This is a genomic window from Bhargavaea beijingensis (assembly GCF_900101985.1).
Classification (GTDB): domain Bacteria; phylum Bacillota; class Bacilli; order Bacillales_A; family Planococcaceae; genus Bhargavaea; species Bhargavaea beijingensis.
The window spans coordinates 59,151-76,907 of sequence record NZ_FNAR01000009.1 but is presented as its reverse complement, the minus strand read 5'-3'; the positions used below and the strand labels follow the sequence as shown (position 1 = coordinate 76,907).

Genomic DNA, 17,757 nt, shown 5'->3' with positions numbered 1-17,757 from the left:
TCGTTTCTTCATCGATTTGTTACGCCACTGTAACATAAGCGTGGTAGAGTTGGTGTCGTTGAAGAAAGGAGACATTTACCATTATGAAAAAAAGCTTGATTGCGCTGACGGCAGCGCTGACCCTGGGTGCAGGTGCAGGAACCGCTTCGGCTGCGGAGCATACGGTCTCTAAAGGGGATACACTCTGGTCCATCTCTCAGGCCAATTCTGTCACAGTCGCACAGCTGAAACAGTGGAACTCCCTTTCCTCTGATTTAATCCGTCCGGGAGAGGTCCTGACCACCTCCTCTGGCAGCAACGCAACTCAGACCCAACAGAAAGCGCCGGCTGCTTCGAAGCCAGCAGCTAATGCTTCCACATATACCGTTAAAAGCGGCGATACGCTTTATCGCATCGCAACCAAACATGGCATCGGCGTCAACACGCTCATGGGGCTGAATGGCCTCAGCGGCTCGCTCATCTATCCGGGGCAAGTCCTGAAAGTATCCGGCAAAGCCGTGCAAGCGAGCGCGCCAAATAATGCTTCTGCGTCCAATAATGCTTCTGCGTCCAAGCCGGCGCCTTCTGCATCACGTCAACTGTCTGTCCGCGCAACTGCGTACACAGCTTACTGCAACGGCTGCTCCGGAATCACGGCAACCGGCATCAACCTGAAGGCCAACCCGAACCAGAAAGTCATTGCGGTCGACCCTAAAGTCATTCCGCTCGGAACGAAAGTCTGGGTTGAAGGTTATGGAGAAGCCATTGCCGGAGACACTGGCGGAGCTATTAAAGGCAACCGCATCGATGTCTTCATCCCTAACAAAAGCCGTGCGCTTCAGTGGGGATCCAAAACCGTTAAAGTGAAGATCCTGAACTGATATAGAATTGTAAAACAGCCATCCGTTCCACCTGATTTCAGGCGGCCGGATGGCTGTTTTGTGTGTCAAAGGCTGGTTTGATCTGCTTTCGTGCGTCTCATTCCCGATAGCGAATAGGCGGCTACGGCTAGGAGGACCGCTCCGGTGAGCAGGAAAGCGCCATGCGCATCCAAGTCCAAAAGCCCGATCAATCCGGACCCTGCAACAACGCCCATCGAGAAAAACGCATAGAAGTACCCATAAGCTTTCCCTCTGTAATGAGCGTCCGTCGAATCGATCAGCAAAGAATTGACTGAAGGGAACAGGAAAGCAAACCCGATTCCATACAAGGACATGGCCGCATAGAGCAGCGGCAACTGTCCGGCAACGGACAGGAACAGCATGCTTGCGCCCATGAGCGCGATGCCGAATGCCAGGGTCGCCTCGGGCCTGATCCGGTCAAAGAGCCGGTTGGTCGGCAAGACGAAAATTAGGATGGCGACGATTCCGAAGATGCTGAGCAAAAGGCCGCTCGTCTTCGTGTCGAATCCGATTGCCTCGACGCGGAGCGGAAGTACGAGGGCGAGCACACCCTGTGAGAACATCAGAAAAAAAGCGCCCGCAAATGCCCGGACCACGCCGGGATGCCGGAACAGCACCCTTACAGGGACGTGTCCGGAAGAGCGGTCGGCCTTATCTTTGCCTTTTCCTTCTGCCTCTCGTTGTTTTTTGATGTTGCCCAGGATGAACACGGCAAGAATGGCAAGTGCCAAGAGAAATGTGCCGTTCATCATCATGATGAATGGTGCGCCTTTTTTCGAGGCGATGATTCCGCTCAGAGCAGGCCCTGCAATCGCGGCCAGCCCGACAAAAGCACCTGACAAAGCAGCATTCTTCCCGCGCTTTGATTCATCCGAACGGTTGGCGATGAACGTGAATGCAGCAGGAACGATCAGTCCCTCCATGAAGCCGTGGACCACACGCACGGCCAGGAGGGCGTTCGGCGTGTCCGCGGGCGTGTAGAGGAAGAGGGCGGCGGACGACAGAAGCAGTCCGGCTATCAAAATCGGAAATGGACCAAGACGGTCAGTCGAAAACCCGGAGAACACGTTGCCGATCGTATTGGCGAACGAATAGATACCGACGACAAGCCCTGTAACAAAAGGCGTGGCACCGAGCAGTACGGCATGAGGGCTCATTATCGGCAGTTGGCTGAACAGGTCGAAAAACGAAAAGAAAATGATGAAATAGATGAAGACACGCATGGCTTGGCCTCTTTCGGATACATGGTAAATTCACTTTATCACGAGGGCGGTCAGACGTCATCCATTTGCAAACCGGTTGTTTAGCTGTTCGGGATGGAGGGAATAGTAGTAATGTTCGGAAAAATACCAAGAATTCAAGGGAGTTGTCTGAATGGATCCAATCAGACTGGCGGTCATTCACTACAGTTCGACCGGTACCAATCACAAATTGGCTCATTGGGCGGGTGAAACGGGGCGGGAAGCAGGGGCGGAAGTCAAAGTCCTGAAGGTTGCAGAAACCGCTCCCGAGGCGGCGATTGCCTCAAACCCCGCCTGGAAACTGCATTATGAATCGGTGAAGAATGAGCCGGAAGCCAAGCCGGAAGACCTTGAGTGGGCGGATGCCATCATCTTCAGTGCACCGACCCGTTTCGGCAGCAAGTCTGTCCAGATGCAGCAGTTCTTTGACTTGACCGGTGGTCTTTGGGCACAGGGCAAGCTCATCAACAAAGTATGCAGCGCCATGTCATCCGCACAAAATCCTCACGGCGGACAGGAAGCGACCATTCTCTCCCTCTACACATCGTTGTTCCATTGGGGGGCCATCATCGCCGCCCCAGGCTACACGGATCAGTCGGTATTCGCAGCTGGCGGAAACCCGTACGGCACGAGTGTCACAGTCGACCAGGACGGCAATATGGTCGAAGGGGAAGAAAAGATCAAAGCGGCTGTCCGGCACCAGGCCCGTCGTACCGTTGAAGTCGCCAAGTGGGTCAAGCAGGGTTCCAAAGCATGAGTTTGAACTTTGTGTGAAACCGCCTCCGTATCGGGGCGGTTTCCTTCTGCTGAAGCAGGAGAAGGGATCGGGGCCAACGTATAACATATAGAGATAAAAGAAGGTGGAGGATGATCTTATGGACGCTGTTGTCCGGAAATCCGCAAATCCAATCTGGCTGATCCTGCTGTTGCTTGTTCTCGGATCCAACCTGCTCCTCTACAGGACCGAATTCGGCGGCGATTTGCTTTCTGGGGCATCAGAGTCGGTCGTGCTCGGCTCGCTGATCGACCTGGCGATCGTGGCGCCGCTTTTGTTCCTGGCTTGGAGAAGATCGATTACGCTGAAGGGGTTCCTGTTAGGGGCTGCGGCAGGCCTGATCGCGGCGAGGTTCCTCATCCCAGCAGAGTGGCTGGGCAGCTATGCACCGATCACTTATCTCGGCTTTGCTGCAGAAGGAGCATTTATCCTGCTTGAACTGGTGCTCGTCGTTTCTCTGTTTGTCTACCTGCCAAAAATCCTCCGCACAACAAGGGAGGACTCAAAACCGCTTCTTTTCGCATTCCCTGCAGCCGTAGACAGTCACATCCGAAGCCACCCGATCGTTCACGCATTCTGTTCGGAAATGCTGATGTTCCATTATGCATTCGGATCGTGGAAAAAGAAGCTGCCGCTTACTGAGGATACATTCACCCTCCATCGGAAAACAGGTCATATGGCCATGCAAATAATGATCATTCATGGCATTATCATCGAAACAATCGGCATCCACTGGTGGCTCCATGAAAAATCACTTGTGCTTTCGATCATCCTCCTTTTTCTGAACGTCTATTCTGTGATCTATTTGATTGCGGACATGCAAGCGGTGAGGCTGTCCCCGGCGGTTTTCGGCCGTGACCGCCTATACCTGTCCCTCGGCATGGCCAAGCGGATGGAAATCCGCTATTCGGACATCGCGGAATTGGTTACAGACGGTGAAGAGTTGTCCGGCAAACTTTCCAAGGATACCGCCGAGTTTATCTCGAGGGACTTCGATGCGGCCAGTCCGGATATCCTCATCAAGCTGAAGCAGCCGGTTGCCGCCATATTGTTCATGGGCATCAGAAAGCCTTATCGGGCAGTTGCAGTCAAGGTAGATGAAAAAGAAGCGTTTTTCAGGCGTCTGAAAACAGAGCTGGATTGCGACTAAAACCCAGCCGATCTTTCTTCAATGTTTTGAAAACACATGCTTCATCCACTATAATTTGAATGACACATATTTAGGAGGTCGAAGTAATGGTCCAGCTTGACGAACAGCTCCAAATGTTAAAAGACCTGACAGATGCAAAAGGGATTCCGGGCAACGAAAGGGAACCCCGCGAAGTGATGAAGCGCTATATTGAACCGTTTGCCGATTCGATCGACTATGATGGCCTCGGTTCGTTGATCGCCGAAAAAAAAGGCGACTCGGAAGGCCCGCGTGTGCTGGTGGCGGGACACCTGGATGAAGTCGGCTTCATGGTTTCAAAAATCGACGACAAAGGATTTCTCAGTTTCCAGACCGTAGGGGGCTGGTGGTCGCAGGTCATGCTCGCCCAGCGCGTGACAATCGTAACGCGTGACGGCCGTGAACTCACCGGAGTGGTCGGCTCAAAGCCGCCGCACATCCTTTCTGCCGATGCCCGCAAAAAGCCGGTCGATATCAAGGATATGTTCATTGACATCGGCGCTTCCTCCAAAGAAGAAGCGATGGAGTGGGGCGTGCGTCCTGGAGACATGGTTGCCCCGTATTTTGAATTCACGGTCATGAACAACCCGGATTATTTAATGGCAAAAGCCTGGGACAACCGGATCGGCTGCGCCATTGCCATTGACGTTCTGCGCAAGCTGAAAGACGAACAGCATCCGAACACCGTCTTCTCTGCCGGGGCCGTTCAGGAAGAGATCGGCCTGCGTGGTGCCCGGACTGTCGCCGCCAAGGTAAAACCGGACATCGGATTTGCGGTCGATGTCGGCATCGCAGGCGATACGCCGGGCGTCTCTTCCAAAGAAGCATCCGGCAAAATGGGAGACGGCCCGCAAATCGTCCTGTATGATGCCTCGATGGTCTCCCACAAAGGCCTTCGCGAACTGGTCGTGGATACAGCCGAAGAAAAAGGCATCCCGTACCAGTTTGAAACGATTCCGGGGGGCGGTACAGATGCAGGCTCCATCCACCTGGCCAATGAAGGCGTCCCGTCCCTTGCCATCTGCATCCCAACCCGCTACATTCACAGCCATGCGGCGATCCTGCATAAAAAGGATTATGAGCACGCTGTTCAGCTGATCGTAGAGGTCATCAAGAAGTTGGACCGTGAAACGGTCGATCGCCTTACATTTGAATAACCAGATGCTTCCCCGCCATCCTTCAAAGGTTGGCGGGGATTTTCCGTTTAATTGTTTCCTCATAAAATGGAAAATAGTTATAAAGAACCGCTTGATTTAATATTTATGCAATTGTATAATGATGCAACAAGGTGAATAAATGAAAGGGTGATTGGAGTGTTCATGACGGGGATGCAGGAAATGGTATTGGTTGAAAGTCTTAAGGGGAAAGATTTGCTGGCGCTGGACCAGCTTACAGGTGATGAAGTAAATGGGCTTGTGGAGCTCGGGGTTGTACTGAAAAAACTTGGTTCGGAGGGCCGGTATCCGAAACTGCTCGCCGGTAAAATCCTCGGAATGATTTTCGAGAAACATTCGACACGTACCCGAATTTCGTTTGAGTCCGGAATGATCCAACTCGGGGGACATGCGATGTACATGAATTCCCGAGACCTTCAGATCGGCCGTGGCGAATCGGTCTATGACACCGCCCATGTGCTGTCAGGGTATCTGGACGCCATCATGATCCGCGCAAATAAGCACACGATGGTGCAGGAGCTGGCGGGTGAAGCAAGCATCCCGGTCATCAACGGCCTGACGGATCTTTATCATCCATGCCAGGCACTAGCAGATCTTCTGACTGTGCGTGAGGTGAAAGGCGGACTGGAGGGCCTCAAGATTGCCTATGTCGGCGACGGAAACAATGTGGCCCACTCACTCATCATGGCCGCTGCCCATACCGGGATGGAAATCGCGGTTGCGACCCCCGAAGGCTATGAGCCGTCGCCTGATGTGATGGAAACAGCAGTCGCCATTGCCGGCAAAACTGGTGGACACGTAAGCTGGACATCAGACCCTGTCAAGGCGGTCAGCGGAGCAGATGCTGTCTATACGGATACATGGACCAGCATGGGACAGGAAGAGGAAGCGGCGGCAAGGCTCGAGGCGTTCAAGGGATTTATGGTCGATGAAGCCCTCGTCAAGCATGCAAAAGAAGATTACATGTTCCTTCACTGCCTGCCGGCACACCGCGGCGAAGAAGTATCGGCATCCGTCATAGACGGCCCGAACTCCTACATCTTCCAGCAGGCTGAAAACCGCCTTCATGCACAAAAAGCGGTTCTTGCATCGATCCTTTAAATGAATAGGCAAAAAGCCGCCGGACCCGGCGGCTTTTCCAATTGGGTTACTGTACCTTTTTGCCGAATGCGCTTTCCAGGTCGGCCAGGACGTTCTGCTTTTCGGCCGCATCGGCCTGCTGCCAGAATTTCTCGAAGATCACGCCGAGACCGGGCAGGAGATGCTCTTCGCCGCGTGCGATGGCGTCATCGATGACGCCGCGAATATCTTCCGCCGAGTTTCCCTGCATGTTGGCCGTGATGGCATCACGGATCTGGAAGTTCATGTTCATCACCCTCCTGCGGAAAGGTTTTCCGTTTTGCTCGCCGCTTATACCTTTGTTTTGCTACACTTAAGCAAATAACGGATGACGGAAGGTGTCACAGATTGAAGCGGATTGAATCCACACAGAACTCGCTAGTCAAGCATTGGAAGAAGCTGGTCAACACCCGGAAGGAACGGGACAAAACCGGAGAGTTCCTGGTCGAAGGGGAGCACCTGGCGGAAGAGGCTCTGAAAAAAGAAGGAACGGTCCTTGCGCTGATTGTCAGGGAAGGTGTCACGATCCCCGATTACTGGGAGATTGATGAGATCCAGCTGATTGAGATCACTCCCCAGGTCGAACGGGAAATCACGGATACCGAGCACCCACAGGGGATTTATGCGCAATGCCGGATTCCGGAAGTGACCGCGGAAGAGCAGGAGGGCTGGAAGTCCCTTCTGCTGATCGATGCCGTCCAGGATCCGGGCAATATCGGCACAATGATCCGTACGGCCGATGCGGCAGGGATCGATGCAGTGATTCTCGGGAAAGGCAGCGCGGACCCCTACGCACCGAAAACCGTGCGGTCCGCTCAAGGTTCGCATTTTCATCTTCCCGTCATGCGGAGGGATCTCCAGGAAACGGTCCATGAGCTGAAAAATAGGGGAATCCCCGTTTACGGGACGGCGTTTGAAGGAGCCGTCGCTTACGATGAGCCTTGCAAAAGCGACACTTTCGCGCTGATCGTCGGCAACGAAGGGAACGGCGTCGATCCGGAGCTGCTGGCGGAAACGGAAAAAAGGCTCATGATCCCGCTTCGTGGACTTGCCGAATCGCTGAACGTGGCGGTTGCGACAGGCATCCTTCTTTATGCGCTTCGTGACTGAACCGGCTTGACCCCCGGAAGAATGTTCCGATATACTGGAGAAGTAATTGACCAAAGACATTGAGCGGGAAGAGTAGGCGGCCCATCGGATGACAGGGAGCCGGCGCCAGAGACTGGAAGCGCCGGTGATCGGATACGCTGAAGTTCACCCCGCGAGTTGCCGCCGGGACCAGCATCAGCTGTAAAGGCGAGCCGGCACACAGCCGTTATCCTGTCCAGAGTGACCGCACCCGCGTGCGGTAATCAGGGTGGTACCGCGAGTTCAGCCTCGTCCCTTTGTTGGGGGCGGGGCTTTTTGTATACCCGGAAACGCAAGGACAGGCGGCAGTCTGGTTAACGAAAGGAGAATCCGAATGGAGCAGCAGCTGCAGCAGTTGAAGGAAGAAGCGCTAGAGGCCATCGCATCAGCAGCCGATGTAAAGTCGCTGAATGGCGTCCGGGTCAAGTACTTGGGCAAGAAAGGGCCGATCACGGACCTTTTAAAGGGAATGGGTAAGCTTCCTGCAGAGGAACGGCCGAAAATGGGAGCACTTGTCAATGAAGTGCGCGGCGAGGTGACCGCGGAGCTGGAAAGCCGGATGGCAGCGCTTGAGGAAGAAGCGGTCGCAAGGAAATTGGATGCCGAGTCGATCGACGTGACACTTCCGGGCACTCCTGTGAAAACCGGGAACCATCATCCGCTTACCCGCATCATCGAGGAGATCGAAGACTTCTTTATCTCGATGGGTTACGAAGTCGCGGAAGGGCCGGAAGTGGAGAAGGACTACTATAACTTTGAAGCGCTGAACTTGCCGAAAGGCCACCCGGCCCGTGATATGCAGGATTCGTTCTACATTACCGAGGACATCCTCCTCAGGACACATACGTCGCCGGTGCAGGCACGCACGATGGAAATCAAAAAGGGCAAGCCGTTCAAAATCATTTGCCCGGGCAAAGTGTACCGCCGGGACAACGACGACGCGACCCATTCCCATCAGTTCACACAGATTGAAGGGCTTGTTGTCGGGGAGGATATCCGGATGAGCGATCTGAAAGGCACGCTGGATCGCTTCGCGAAGAAGATGTTCGGAGAAGAGCGGGAAATCCGTCTCCGCCCGAGCTACTTCCCGTTTACGGAACCGTCCGTCGAAATGGATATTTCTTGCTTTAAGTGCGGCGGATCTGGTTGCAATGTCTGCAAAAAGACAGGCTGGATCGAAATTTTGGGCGCAGGCATGGTTCACCCGAATGTGCTTCGGATGGGCGGTTATGACCCGGATGTGCATTCCGGATTTGCTTTCGGCATGGGACCGGAGCGAATTGCGATGCTGAAATACGGAATCGAAGACATCCGCCATTTCTACACGGATGATCTCCGGTTTATCGGACAATTCCGCAGGACGGAAGGCTGAGGAGGGCGACTCGTGAAAATTTCATTGAACTGGTTAAGCGATTACGTCGATATTGAAGGTGTGGAGCCGGCTGAGCTGGCGGAGAAAATTACGAGATCCGGCATCGAGGTGGACGCCGTTGACGACCGCTCCAAGGGGCTGAAAAACATTGTCGTCGGCCATGTGTTGGAGTGCAATAGGCATCCGCAGGCGGACAAGCTGAATATTTGCCGCGTTGATGTAGGCGAGGAAGAGCCGAGCCAGATTATCTGTGGTGCACCAAACGTAGCTGCCGGGCAGAAAGTCGTCGTTGCGCGTCCGGGTGCCCGGCTTCCCGGCGGTGTAAAGATCAAGAAGGCGAAATTGCGCGGGGAAGAATCCCACGGTATGATCTGCTCGCTCCAGGAACTCGGGTTCGACGGGAAAGTCGTTCCAAAAGCCTATGCATCCGGAATCTACGTGCTTCCTGCAGATGCACGTCCGGGTGAGGATGCACTCGCGTTGCTCGGTCTGGATGATACGGTTCTTGAACTGGACCTGACGCCAAACCGGTCGGATGCACTCAGTATGCTGGGGGTGGCCTACGAGACCGCTGCAATCCTATCAAGAGATGTGAAGCTTCCGGAAACTGCGCATGAGGAAGCTGCAGAGCCGGCATCCGGACATCTGAGCCTTCGCATTGATGCCCCGGAAGCCAACCCGCTTTACGCGGCGAAAATCGTCCGGAATGTCAAAGTCGGGGAATCCCCGGAATGGCTCAAAGCCCGGCTCATGGCTGCCGGCGTTCGTCCGCTCAACAACATCGTCGACATCACGAACTACGTGCTGATGGAGTACGGACAGCCGCTTCACGCGTTCGACTATGACCGCCTGGGCACAGGCGAAATCGCCGTCCGGCATGCAGCAGAAGGTGAAGTGATCCAAACGCTTGACGGCACGGAGCGGAAGCTGGAGCCGCATCATCTCTTGATCACAAACGGCCGTCAACCGGTCGCAATCGCAGGAGTCATGGGCGGTGCCAATTCAGAAGTCCATGACGGCACGACGACTGTCGTCATTGAAGCGGCTTATTTCGATCCGGCGTCTGTCCGGAAAACTTCACGGGAACTGGGCCTCAGAAGCGATGCCAGTACCCGCTTTGAAAAAGGAGTCGACACGAACCGTGTGATCGAGGCGGGCGAGCGGGCTGCCGCCCTCATGGCCGATCTTGCGGGAGGAGAAGTGCTTTCCGGCACCGTCCTGTTCGACGCGTTGGACAAAGAACCAAAGCGCGTCACCGTTTCTCCGGACTTCATCAATGAGCGTCTGGGGATGAAAATCCCGTTCGAGGAAATGGAAGAGATTCTGGACCGCCTGCAGTTCCCGTACGAAGCGGTAAACGGGCAGTTCGTCATCGATGCCCCGACACGGCGTGTGGACATCTCCATCCCCGAAGACATCGTGGAGGAAATCGCACGGCTTTACGGCTATGATGAAATTCCTGCAACGCTGCCGGTGATGGAATCACTTCCGGGCGGGCTCACCCTTTACCAGAAAAAACGCCGCTCAGTACGCCGCTACCTGGAAGGCGCCGGGTTGTATCAGGCAATCACTTACTCATTGACATCCGAGCAGGAATCCCAGCAGTTCGCGCTCGAAACCGCACCGGTCACGCGTCTGCTCATGCCGATGAGCGAGGAGCGGAGCACACTCCGTCAGAGCCTGCTGCCGCATCTGCTGGAGGCGGTCACCTATAACACTGCGCGCCAGACAAGCTCGGTCGCTCTTTATGAAGTCGGATCTGTCTTCCTCGGAAAAGGAGAGGATGGCCTGCCGGCAGAAGTCGAGCACGCAGCAGGAGCCGTCACAGGCGAATGGACCGGAGGCGGCTGGCAGGGCGGACAAAAGCCGGTGGATTTCTATACGGTCAAAGGCATTGTGGAAGGACTGGCTGCCGAGCTCGGCCTCTCGGGCAAATTGACCTTCCGCAAAGGGGCAATGGACGGTCTCCACCCGGGCCGCACCGCAGATGTTCTATTGGACGGTGAGCGGGTCGGCATCATCGGCCAGCTGCATCCGTCCGAACAGAAAGCCCGTGATCTGAAGGATACGATCGTCTTTGAGTTGAATCTGGAGCGCCTGCTCAAAGAAAAGACGGAACCGCTTCTTTACACGCCGGTGCCGAAGTTCCCTTCAATCAGCAGGGACATCGCACTGGTCGTGCCCAAAGCCATTCAGGCAGCGACATTGCAAACCACCATCCGAGCCAATGCCGGAAACATGCTGAAGGATATCCGCGTCTTTGACGTGTATGAAGGCGATCGGATGGAAGAAGGCTTGAAATCAATTGCGTTTTCACTGACCTATCTCGATCCGGAGCGTACGCTTACAGACGAGGAAGTTTCCGAAGCGCACTGCCGTATCGTAGCAGCTCTTGAAGAAGAAGGGGCGCAGGTCCGGAACTGAAAATGAACGAAACCCCGCCGGGTTACCGGCGGGGTTTCGGTGCTATGTGGGGTGCGCATGGACCGGGGCGATAAGGAGTTCGCGTATGAGAAGTGCTGGTGCTTCCAGGTTCGCGTACGAATCCGTGAAGTTCGCGTACGAAAAGTGCGGGCTCCCCAAGTTCGCGTACGAAACGGGGGGAGTTCACGTACGAAAAGTGCGGGTGCTTCCGGGTTCGCGTACGAATCCGTGAAGTTCGCGTACGAAAAGTGCGGGCTCCCCAAGTTCGCATACGAATCTGGCAAGTTTGCTTCCGAAAAGTGCCGTCGCCCCAAGGATCACGCACGAAAAGTGCAGGCGCCCTAAAAAGCTCCGAAAAAACCGCCCGGCATCAGCCGGACAGCCGGGTGGAACTTGTCACGATCTCCCGGATCGCTTGGCTGCAAGCATGGCAGCTTTCTTTGTATTGGCGAAGTGCCGCTTTGTGATGGAAGCCAGGAAGTCATCACCTTTCTTTATCAAGATCTTGGCTGCTGCCTCATCGACCGGTTTTCCGGCGCCTTTCGGAAGCCGGGTGCCGGCTTTTTCGCTAAGCCGGTCCATTTCTTCAAGGAAAGCCACTCTGGCAAGGATCGACGCGCATGCCACGGACACATGGAGGTTTTCAGCTTTTGTGGAGAACAGGACGTTTTCCCGGATGATTTCCGGTTCGGATGCGATATGGCGATAGTAAATGCCGCGTTCCGCAAACTGGTCGATCAGGATATGGTCGGGCTTGAGGCCATCCATTTTACGCAGCACATGCTTGAGTGCCTGGTTGTGGAGAAGCGCCTTGATTTTCCCTTGGGACCAGCCCTTGGCCTGGACGGCATTATATTTTTCGTTCGGAAGGACTAGCACGCTGTTCGTGAACGCCTCTTTGATTTCCGGCCCGATTTTCAGCATGTGGGCATCTGTCAGCATCTTTGAATCTTTCACCCCGAGCTCCTTGGCCAGTGCGATTTTTTCTGCAGGCACAAAACACGCCGCAACCGTAACGGGACCGAAAAAGTCGCCTGTTCCGGTTTCGTCCGAACCGAGTATTGACATTCGCGCAAGGCCGGACGGCAGCTTTTCACCCTTGGGGGCCGCAGCTTTCGGGGAAGACGGGGAGGCATTGCCTCCCCATCTGGATGCCTCCGCATCTGCGCCACCTCCCTGGAACAGCACTTTCCCGGATTTGTAGGCGGTGATGGATACGCCTCCCGACTTGGCGGCAAAAACAACACCGGGTGCATTCCGTTCGATTCTGGAGCCCGCATAATGGGCCATAAGTGCCCGGATTCTGTCCGGGCCAAGCTGGATTACCGCATTCGACATGATTCTCATCCTTCCGCCGTTTCGTACCTACACATGGCAAGTCTTTTCATGGTAATATGGTGTATGGGATTTTTCAAGGAGGTGGCGGGAGTGGCTGAACCGGAAAAAAATCGTGTGTCCGTCGACATCTATGGTCAGACATACCAGATGATGGGGAAAGAGACTGTCGGACATATGCGGCTCGTCGCTTCGCTTGTGGATGACATGATGCGCGAGATCTCATCGAAGAACCGCTCGCTCGATACTACGAAAATCGCAGTGCTGACCGCGCTGAATACTGTAAATGACTCGCTCAAGCTCAAGGAGCGGGTTGAAGAACTTGAAAACGAACTGAACCAATTGAAGGGCTGACACATGTATGCTTGATTTAATCATTTTGATCGTTCTTTTGGCAGGCCTCGTAGCGGGCTACAAACGGGGCCTTATTGTCCAGCTCCTACATATGACCAGCATCATCATCGCGCTGATTGTCGCGTGGAAGTACTATAAGCCGCTTGCCGAGAAGTTTGTGCTGTGGATTCCGTATCCCGCGGTCGAGGCAGGGAACTCGCTGCGGATCTCGTTCGGCAGCATTGATTTCGACGAGACGTTCTATCGGCTGCTGGCATTTGTCTTTATCTTCCTGACGGTGAAGCTGGTGCTCCACCTGATTGCATCTGCGCTGGATTTTTTGAAATACTTGCCGGTGCTCGGGTCGGTCAATTCATTCGCGGGAGCGGCACTCGGCTTCCTTGAATTTTACTTGATTCTGTTTTTCATCCTTTACATCGTGGCGATGGTGCCGGTGGCCGCATTCCAGAGCATGATTGATTCTTCGCTTTTCTCAGGAGCGATTCTGAAACATACACCCATAATCTCCGAAATGGTGAAAAACTGGTGGTACATCTATGCAAAATGAAAGCTTCCCTTCTGATGAGGGAAGCTTTTTATCCGAAAGGGGAATGGTGACGGTGAACAAGAAAATCATCATCAAGACGCTTGAAGAAATTGCTCTTCATATGGAACTGCTCGGCGAGAACCCGTTCAAGGTCGGTGCCTTCCGGAAAGCTGCCGGCGTGCTCGAGCAGGATTCGCGCAGCCTGTCCGAAATGGATGATATCCTGTCTCTGAAAGGGATCGGGAAAGGCACCGGCGCGGTGATTACCGACCTGATCGAAAAAGGAGAATCCGATCTTCTTAAAGAACTTCGTGGACAGGTGCCGGGCGGACTGATTCCGCTTCTGAAAATACCGGGGCTCGGCGGCAAAAAAATCGCCAAGTTGCACGGTGAGCTCGGCATCGATTCCGCTGAATCGCTTCGTGCTGCCTGTGAGGCGGGCGAAGTCAGCAAGTTGGCGGGGTTCGGCAAAAAGACGGAAGAGAAAATTCTTGCGGAGCTCGATACGTTCGGCCAGCGCCCGGACAAGCTGCCGCACTGGCAACTGGAGCCGATCGTGCGGATGATCGAGAATGTCCTGAACGCGATTCCCGAAGTGGACCGCTACAAGGTGACCGGCAGCTACCGGCGAACTGCAGAGATGAGCAGTGACCTGGACTTTATTGTCGTGACTATGGAGCCGGAGCGGGTCAACGAAGCCTTGGCGTCCGGACTTCCCGTCAACGGAACCGCCGCATCAGGAGAAGCCAAGCTCTCGGTCACCGTTGATGCGGAGGAGCCGGTGGATGTGGACTTCCGGTTTGTCACGGAAGAACAGTTTGCAAGCGCGATCCATCACTTTACCGGGTCAAAAGATCATAATGTACGGATGCGGCAGATTGCCAAGGAGCGCGGCGAGAAAATCAGTGAATACGGGGTGGAGCAGGAGGACGGCACTGTCCTTACGTTTAGTTCCGAGAAGGATTTCTTTGCCCACTTCGGCTTGCCGTTCTTCCCGCCTGCAGTACGGAAAGACGGGACGGAGCTGGGCCGCGCAGATGAATTGGAAACGCTGATCCGGCCGGAAGACATCCGTTCGGACCTTCATATGCACACGGTCTGGTCTGACGGAGCGGAGTCGATCCGCGAGATGGCTGAAGCTTGCCGGGATCTCGGGTACAGCCATATGGTCATCACGGATCACTCCCGCTATCTGCGCGTCGCAAACGGTCTTACACCCGAGCGCTTGCGCGAACAAATCCGGGAAATCCGGGAAGTGGATTCGGAAATGGACGGCATCACGATACTGTGCGGGTCCGAGATGGACATTTTGCCGGATGCCACACTGGACTTTGATGATGAGCTGCTGTCGGAACTCGACTTCGTCATCGCGTCGATCCATTCCAACTTCAGCCAGCCCCAAGAAAAGATTATGGAACGCCTCCATGCGGCAATTTCCAACCCGCATGTGGACATGATCGCCCATCCGACAGGCCGGATCATCGGGCGCCGGGATGGCTACTCGCCTGATGTGGCGCAACTGGTCGGCTGGGCGGCGGACTATGGAAAAATCCTTGAGCTCAACGCCAATCCGTACAGGCTGGACCTTGCCGAAGAATGGCTTGAACTGGCTGCGGACAAAGGTGTGCCGATCGCGATCAATACCGACGCGCACAGCGTCGGCCAACTGTCCTATATGAATACCGGAGTCCGATACGCACAGCGTGCATGGCTGAACCGGGATATGATCGTCAATACATGGACACTCGAACGTTTCCTGTCGCACTTGGGCAGGGAACGATGAATCAATAGACTGACCAGATCTGAAAGGAAGTGGGGCACATGGAGGCCCGGGTCCTGAAAACACTTGAATTTGATAAAATCCGTTCCGAAGTGACCGGGCATTGCACATCGGCACTCGGACGTTCACGTATCGGGGAGCTTGTCCCTTCCAAGGAAATAGAAAAGGTACGGTCCCTCCTGGAAGAGACGGACGAAGCTCTGGCCATCTACCGCATCCGCGGGAATGTTCCGATGGGCGGCCTGTTCGACGTACGCATGTACGCCAGGCGGGCGCAGGCGGGCGGCACACTCGGCGCCGGCGAACTGATGGAGACGGCGAGCACAATCCGTGCCGGCCGCATCCTCCGGCAGTTCTTGGACGCAATCGCTGAAGAAGGGGAGATTGACATCCCGCTCTTTATCGCGAAAAAAGAGAAGATGCCGGTCCTGACCGCACTTGAACACGAGATCAATGCCTGCATCGATGAAAACGGAAAAGTGCTGGACAGCGCTTCGCCGGCACTCCGTTCCATCCGGCAGCAGCTGCGGACCCAGGAGGGAAGGGTCCGAGAAAAGCTGGAGCAGTATACGCGGAACAACTCCAAAATGCTGTCCGACTCGATTGTCACCATCCGGAACGACCGCTACGTCATTCCGGTCAAGCAGGAATACCGGACGCACTTCGGCGGGATTGTCCACGACCAGTCCTCCTCCGGCCAGACCCTGTTCATCGAGCCGGACGTGGTCGTTCAGGCAAACAACGAAATCCGCCAGCTGAAGTCGAGGGAAAAGGAAGAGGTCGAACGAATTCTCCGCGAGCTGAGCGGCCATGTGCAGCAGCACGCCCACGAACTGTTTGTCCTGGTCCGGATCTTGGGGGACATGGATGCTGTCCTGGCTAAGGCAAAGTATGGGATGACCCAGAAGGCGACCGTGCCGACGGTCAATGACGAGGGGTATATCCGCCTCGTGAAAGGCCGCCATCCGCTTTTGCCGAGAGAAGAAGCTGTACCAAACACGATTGAATTCGGCAGGGATACGACGGCGATTGTGATTACGGGTCCGAACACGGGCGGAAAGACCGTCACGCTGAAAACGGTCGGACTGTGCACGCTCATGACGCAGGCGGGGATTCCGATTCCTGCGCTTGATGGCTCGGAGATGGCCGTGTTCAATGATGTGTTTGCCGATATCGGCGACGAGCAGTCCATCGAACAGAGCCTGAGTACGTTTTCTTCGCACATGGTCAACATTGTCGACATCCTTGAAAAATTCGATTCCGAATCACTCGTCCTGTTCGATGAACTCGGTTCCGGTACCGATCCGCAGGAAGGTGCGGCTCTGGCCATCGCCATTCTTGACGAAGTCCATGGACGGGGAGCCCGTGTCATGGCGACGACGCACTATCCTGAACTGAAAGCCTATGGATACAACCGTCCGGGAGTGGTTAATGCGAGCGTCGAATTCGATATCGAAACCCTCAGTCCGACTTACCGGCTGCTGATCGGCGTTCCGGGACGGAGCAACGCGTTCGAAATCTCCAGCCGCCTCGGCTTGCCGGACAAGATTATCCGGCATGCCGAGACCTTTACGGGAGAAGATCGGAACGAGGTCGAGACGATGATCACCTCGCTTGAGGCCAGCAGGGTTCAGGCGGAAAAAGACGCGGAAGAAACGGCAAGGGTCCTTGAGGAAACGGAGTCGCTCCGCGAACAGCTTGAAGCACGCCTCTCGGAGTATGAATCGAAGAAGGAGTTGCTCGAGCAGAAAGCGCGTGAAAAGGCGAAGAAAATTGTCGAGAATGCGCGCCGGGAAGCGGAATCCGTCATTTCGGAACTTCGGGCACTCAGGCTGAATGCAGGCGCTTCGGTCAAAGAGCACGAACTGATCGACGCAAAAAAACGGTTGGAAGGCGCGATGCCTGAAGAGGAACTGGCGAAGAAACCGAAGCAGAAGGCCAAGCCTGCCAAAAGGGAATTCCGCGCCGGTGACGAAGTCAAAGTGCTCAGCTACGGGCAGAAGGGCTCGCTGGTTGAAAAAATGTCCGGCGGGGAGTGGATGGTCCAGCTCGGTATCCTGAAGATGAAGATTGATGAATCCGATCTGGAGTACGTCAAGCCGGAGAAGGAAAAGCAGACAGTCAACGTCAACGCGGTCCGTGGCCGTTCGGGCTCCGGCGTCAAACTGGAACTCGACCTGCGCGGAGAGCGGTACGAGGATGCCATCCAACGGACAGAAAAATACATTGACGATGCACTCCTTGCCAATTATCCGCGTGTATCGATCATCCACGGTAAAGGCACGGGTGCCCTCCGCGAGGGAATCCAGAAGTACCTTCGCCGTCATCCGCGCGTCAAAAGCTTCCGTTTCGGCGAAGCGGGAGAAGGCGGTTACGGAGTTACGGTTGTCGAGCTGAAGTAGGACGGCGTTATGCTGTCCTGCTTCACCCGGCTGCCATTTCCTGAACCTGAATGGAGAAGAAATGAAACTTCTCTGCA

General features: G+C 55.0%; 15 protein-coding genes and 1 other annotated feature. Of the genes, 12 read left to right on the top strand and 3 right to left on the bottom strand.

Translation table 11 applies throughout. The features are described 5' to 3' along the window. Positions 1-83: 83 nt before the first annotated feature. Positions 84-860 carry a LysM peptidoglycan-binding and 3D domain-containing protein gene (locus BLT01_RS08600; RefSeq protein WP_092097136.1) on the top strand — a complete coding sequence of 259 codons (777 nt, stop codon included), beginning with the start codon at positions 84-86 and terminating at the stop codon, positions 858-860. Between the two features lie 65 nt (positions 861-925). Here BLT01_RS08600 and BLT01_RS08595 read toward each other — a convergent pair whose 3' ends face one another. Then, a complete protein-coding gene (locus BLT01_RS08595) occupies positions 926-2,104 on the bottom strand; it encodes an MFS transporter (RefSeq protein ID WP_092097133.1) in 1,179 nt (392 codons plus the stop codon). A 151-nt stretch (positions 2,105-2,255) separates the two neighbouring features. Between BLT01_RS08595 and wrbA the strand changes: the two genes are divergently transcribed. From wrbA to argF, 4 genes are all read left to right on the top strand, one after another. Then, a complete protein-coding gene (gene wrbA, locus BLT01_RS08590; RefSeq protein ID WP_092097130.1) occupies positions 2,256-2,879 on the top strand; it encodes an NAD(P)H:quinone oxidoreductase in 624 nt (207 codons plus the stop codon). A gap of 118 nt (positions 2,880-2,997) precedes the next feature. After that, positions 2,998-4,047: a beta-carotene 15,15'-monooxygenase gene (locus BLT01_RS08585; RefSeq protein ID WP_092097127.1), complete on the top strand. Its 1,050-nt coding sequence runs from the start codon at positions 2,998-3,000 to the stop codon at positions 4,045-4,047. A gap of 86 nt (positions 4,048-4,133) precedes the next feature. Continuing rightward, on the top strand, positions 4,134-5,222 hold the full coding sequence (locus BLT01_RS08580; protein WP_092097124.1) for a M42 family metallopeptidase: 1,089 nt from the start codon (positions 4,134-4,136) through the stop codon (positions 5,220-5,222). A 162-nt stretch (positions 5,223-5,384) separates the two neighbouring features. Then, complete coding sequence (gene argF / locus BLT01_RS08575; protein ID WP_092097201.1) at positions 5,385-6,341, top strand: ornithine carbamoyltransferase; 957 nt, start codon at positions 5,385-5,387, stop codon at positions 6,339-6,341. Positions 6,342-6,387: 46 nt separating this feature from the next. Here the strand turns inward: argF and sspI are convergent, their stop codons facing one another. Then, positions 6,388-6,606, bottom strand: coding sequence for a small acid-soluble spore protein SspI (sspI, locus tag BLT01_RS08570; protein ID WP_092097122.1), 219 nt, complete (start codon positions 6,604-6,606; stop codon positions 6,388-6,390). A gap of 101 nt (positions 6,607-6,707) precedes the next feature. Between sspI and BLT01_RS08565 the strand changes: the two genes are divergently transcribed. From BLT01_RS08565 to pheT, 3 genes are all read left to right on the top strand, one after another. Further along, positions 6,708-7,469 carry a TrmH family RNA methyltransferase gene (locus BLT01_RS08565; RefSeq protein WP_092097119.1) on the top strand — a complete coding sequence of 254 codons (762 nt, stop codon included), beginning with the start codon at positions 6,708-6,710 and terminating at the stop codon, positions 7,467-7,469. A 50-nt stretch (positions 7,470-7,519) separates the two neighbouring features. Further along, positions 7,520-7,747: a binding site (T-box leader), on the top strand. Positions 7,748-7,821: 74 nt separating this feature from the next. Next, positions 7,822-8,859 (top strand): phenylalanine--tRNA ligase subunit alpha, encoded by a 1,038-nt coding sequence (gene pheS / locus BLT01_RS08560; RefSeq protein ID WP_092097117.1) that lies wholly within the window; start codon positions 7,822-7,824, stop codon positions 8,857-8,859. Positions 8,860-8,871: 12 nt separating this feature from the next. Then, positions 8,872-11,283 (top strand): phenylalanine--tRNA ligase subunit beta, encoded by a 2,412-nt coding sequence (gene pheT / locus BLT01_RS08555; RefSeq protein ID WP_092097114.1) that lies wholly within the window; start codon positions 8,872-8,874, stop codon positions 11,281-11,283. A gap of 396 nt (positions 11,284-11,679) precedes the next feature. On the opposite strand, the gene rnhC is transcribed toward pheT, so the two are convergent. Next, positions 11,680-12,621, bottom strand: coding sequence for a ribonuclease HIII (rnhC, locus tag BLT01_RS08550; RefSeq protein WP_092097111.1), 942 nt, complete (start codon positions 12,619-12,621; stop codon positions 11,680-11,682). Between the two features lie 90 nt (positions 12,622-12,711). On the opposite strand from rnhC, the gene zapA reads away from it, so the two are divergent. From zapA to BLT01_RS08530, 4 genes are read left to right on the top strand one after another with little or no spacing between them, the layout of a single operon-like run. After that, positions 12,712-12,972, top strand: coding sequence for a cell division protein ZapA (gene zapA, locus BLT01_RS08545; protein WP_092097109.1), 261 nt, complete (start codon positions 12,712-12,714; stop codon positions 12,970-12,972). Positions 12,973-12,979: 7 nt separating this feature from the next. Further along, on the top strand, positions 12,980-13,519 hold the full coding sequence (locus BLT01_RS08540; RefSeq protein WP_092097107.1) for a CvpA family protein: 540 nt from the start codon (positions 12,980-12,982) through the stop codon (positions 13,517-13,519). Between the two features lie 43 nt (positions 13,520-13,562). Beyond that, positions 13,563-15,281, top strand: coding sequence for a DNA polymerase/3'-5' exonuclease PolX (gene polX, locus BLT01_RS08535; RefSeq protein WP_245696900.1), 1,719 nt, complete (start codon positions 13,563-13,565; stop codon positions 15,279-15,281). Between the two features lie 38 nt (positions 15,282-15,319). Further along, positions 15,320-17,680 (top strand): endonuclease MutS2, encoded by a 2,361-nt coding sequence (locus BLT01_RS08530; protein WP_092097104.1) that lies wholly within the window; start codon positions 15,320-15,322, stop codon positions 17,678-17,680. Positions 17,681-17,757 lie beyond the last annotated feature (77 nt).

What these genes read in the sequence shown, in the direction of transcription:
- BLT01_RS08530 (WP_092097104.1), top strand. Translation starts at nt 15,320, where the DNA reads ATGGAGGCCCGGGTCCTGAAAACACTTGAATTTGATAAAATCCGTTCC.
- sspI (WP_092097122.1), bottom strand. Translation starts at nt 6,606, where the DNA reads ATGAACTTCCAGATCCGTGATGCCATCACGGCCAACATGCAGGGAAAC.
- wrbA (WP_092097130.1), top strand. Translation starts at nt 2,256, where the DNA reads ATGGATCCAATCAGACTGGCGGTCATTCACTACAGTTCGACCGGTACC.
- BLT01_RS08600 (WP_092097136.1), top strand. Translation starts at nt 84, where the DNA reads ATGAAAAAAAGCTTGATTGCGCTGACGGCAGCGCTGACCCTGGGTGCA.
- rnhC (WP_092097111.1), bottom strand. Translation starts at nt 12,621, where the DNA reads ATGTCGAATGCGGTAATCCAGCTTGGCCCGGACAGAATCCGGGCACTT.
- BLT01_RS08580 (WP_092097124.1), top strand. Translation starts at nt 4,134, where the DNA reads ATGGTCCAGCTTGACGAACAGCTCCAAATGTTAAAAGACCTGACAGAT.
- BLT01_RS08595 (WP_092097133.1), bottom strand. Translation starts at nt 2,104, where the DNA reads ATGCGTGTCTTCATCTATTTCATCATTTTCTTTTCGTTTTTCGACCTG.
- argF (WP_092097201.1), top strand. Translation starts at nt 5,385, where the DNA reads ATGACGGGGATGCAGGAAATGGTATTGGTTGAAAGTCTTAAGGGGAAA.
- BLT01_RS08540 (WP_092097107.1), top strand. Translation starts at nt 12,980, where the DNA reads ATGCTTGATTTAATCATTTTGATCGTTCTTTTGGCAGGCCTCGTAGCG.
- BLT01_RS08585 (WP_092097127.1), top strand. Translation starts at nt 2,998, where the DNA reads ATGGACGCTGTTGTCCGGAAATCCGCAAATCCAATCTGGCTGATCCTG.
- pheS (WP_092097117.1), top strand. Translation starts at nt 7,822, where the DNA reads ATGGAGCAGCAGCTGCAGCAGTTGAAGGAAGAAGCGCTAGAGGCCATC.
- polX (WP_245696900.1), top strand. Translation starts at nt 13,563, where the DNA reads ATGGTGACGGTGAACAAGAAAATCATCATCAAGACGCTTGAAGAAATT.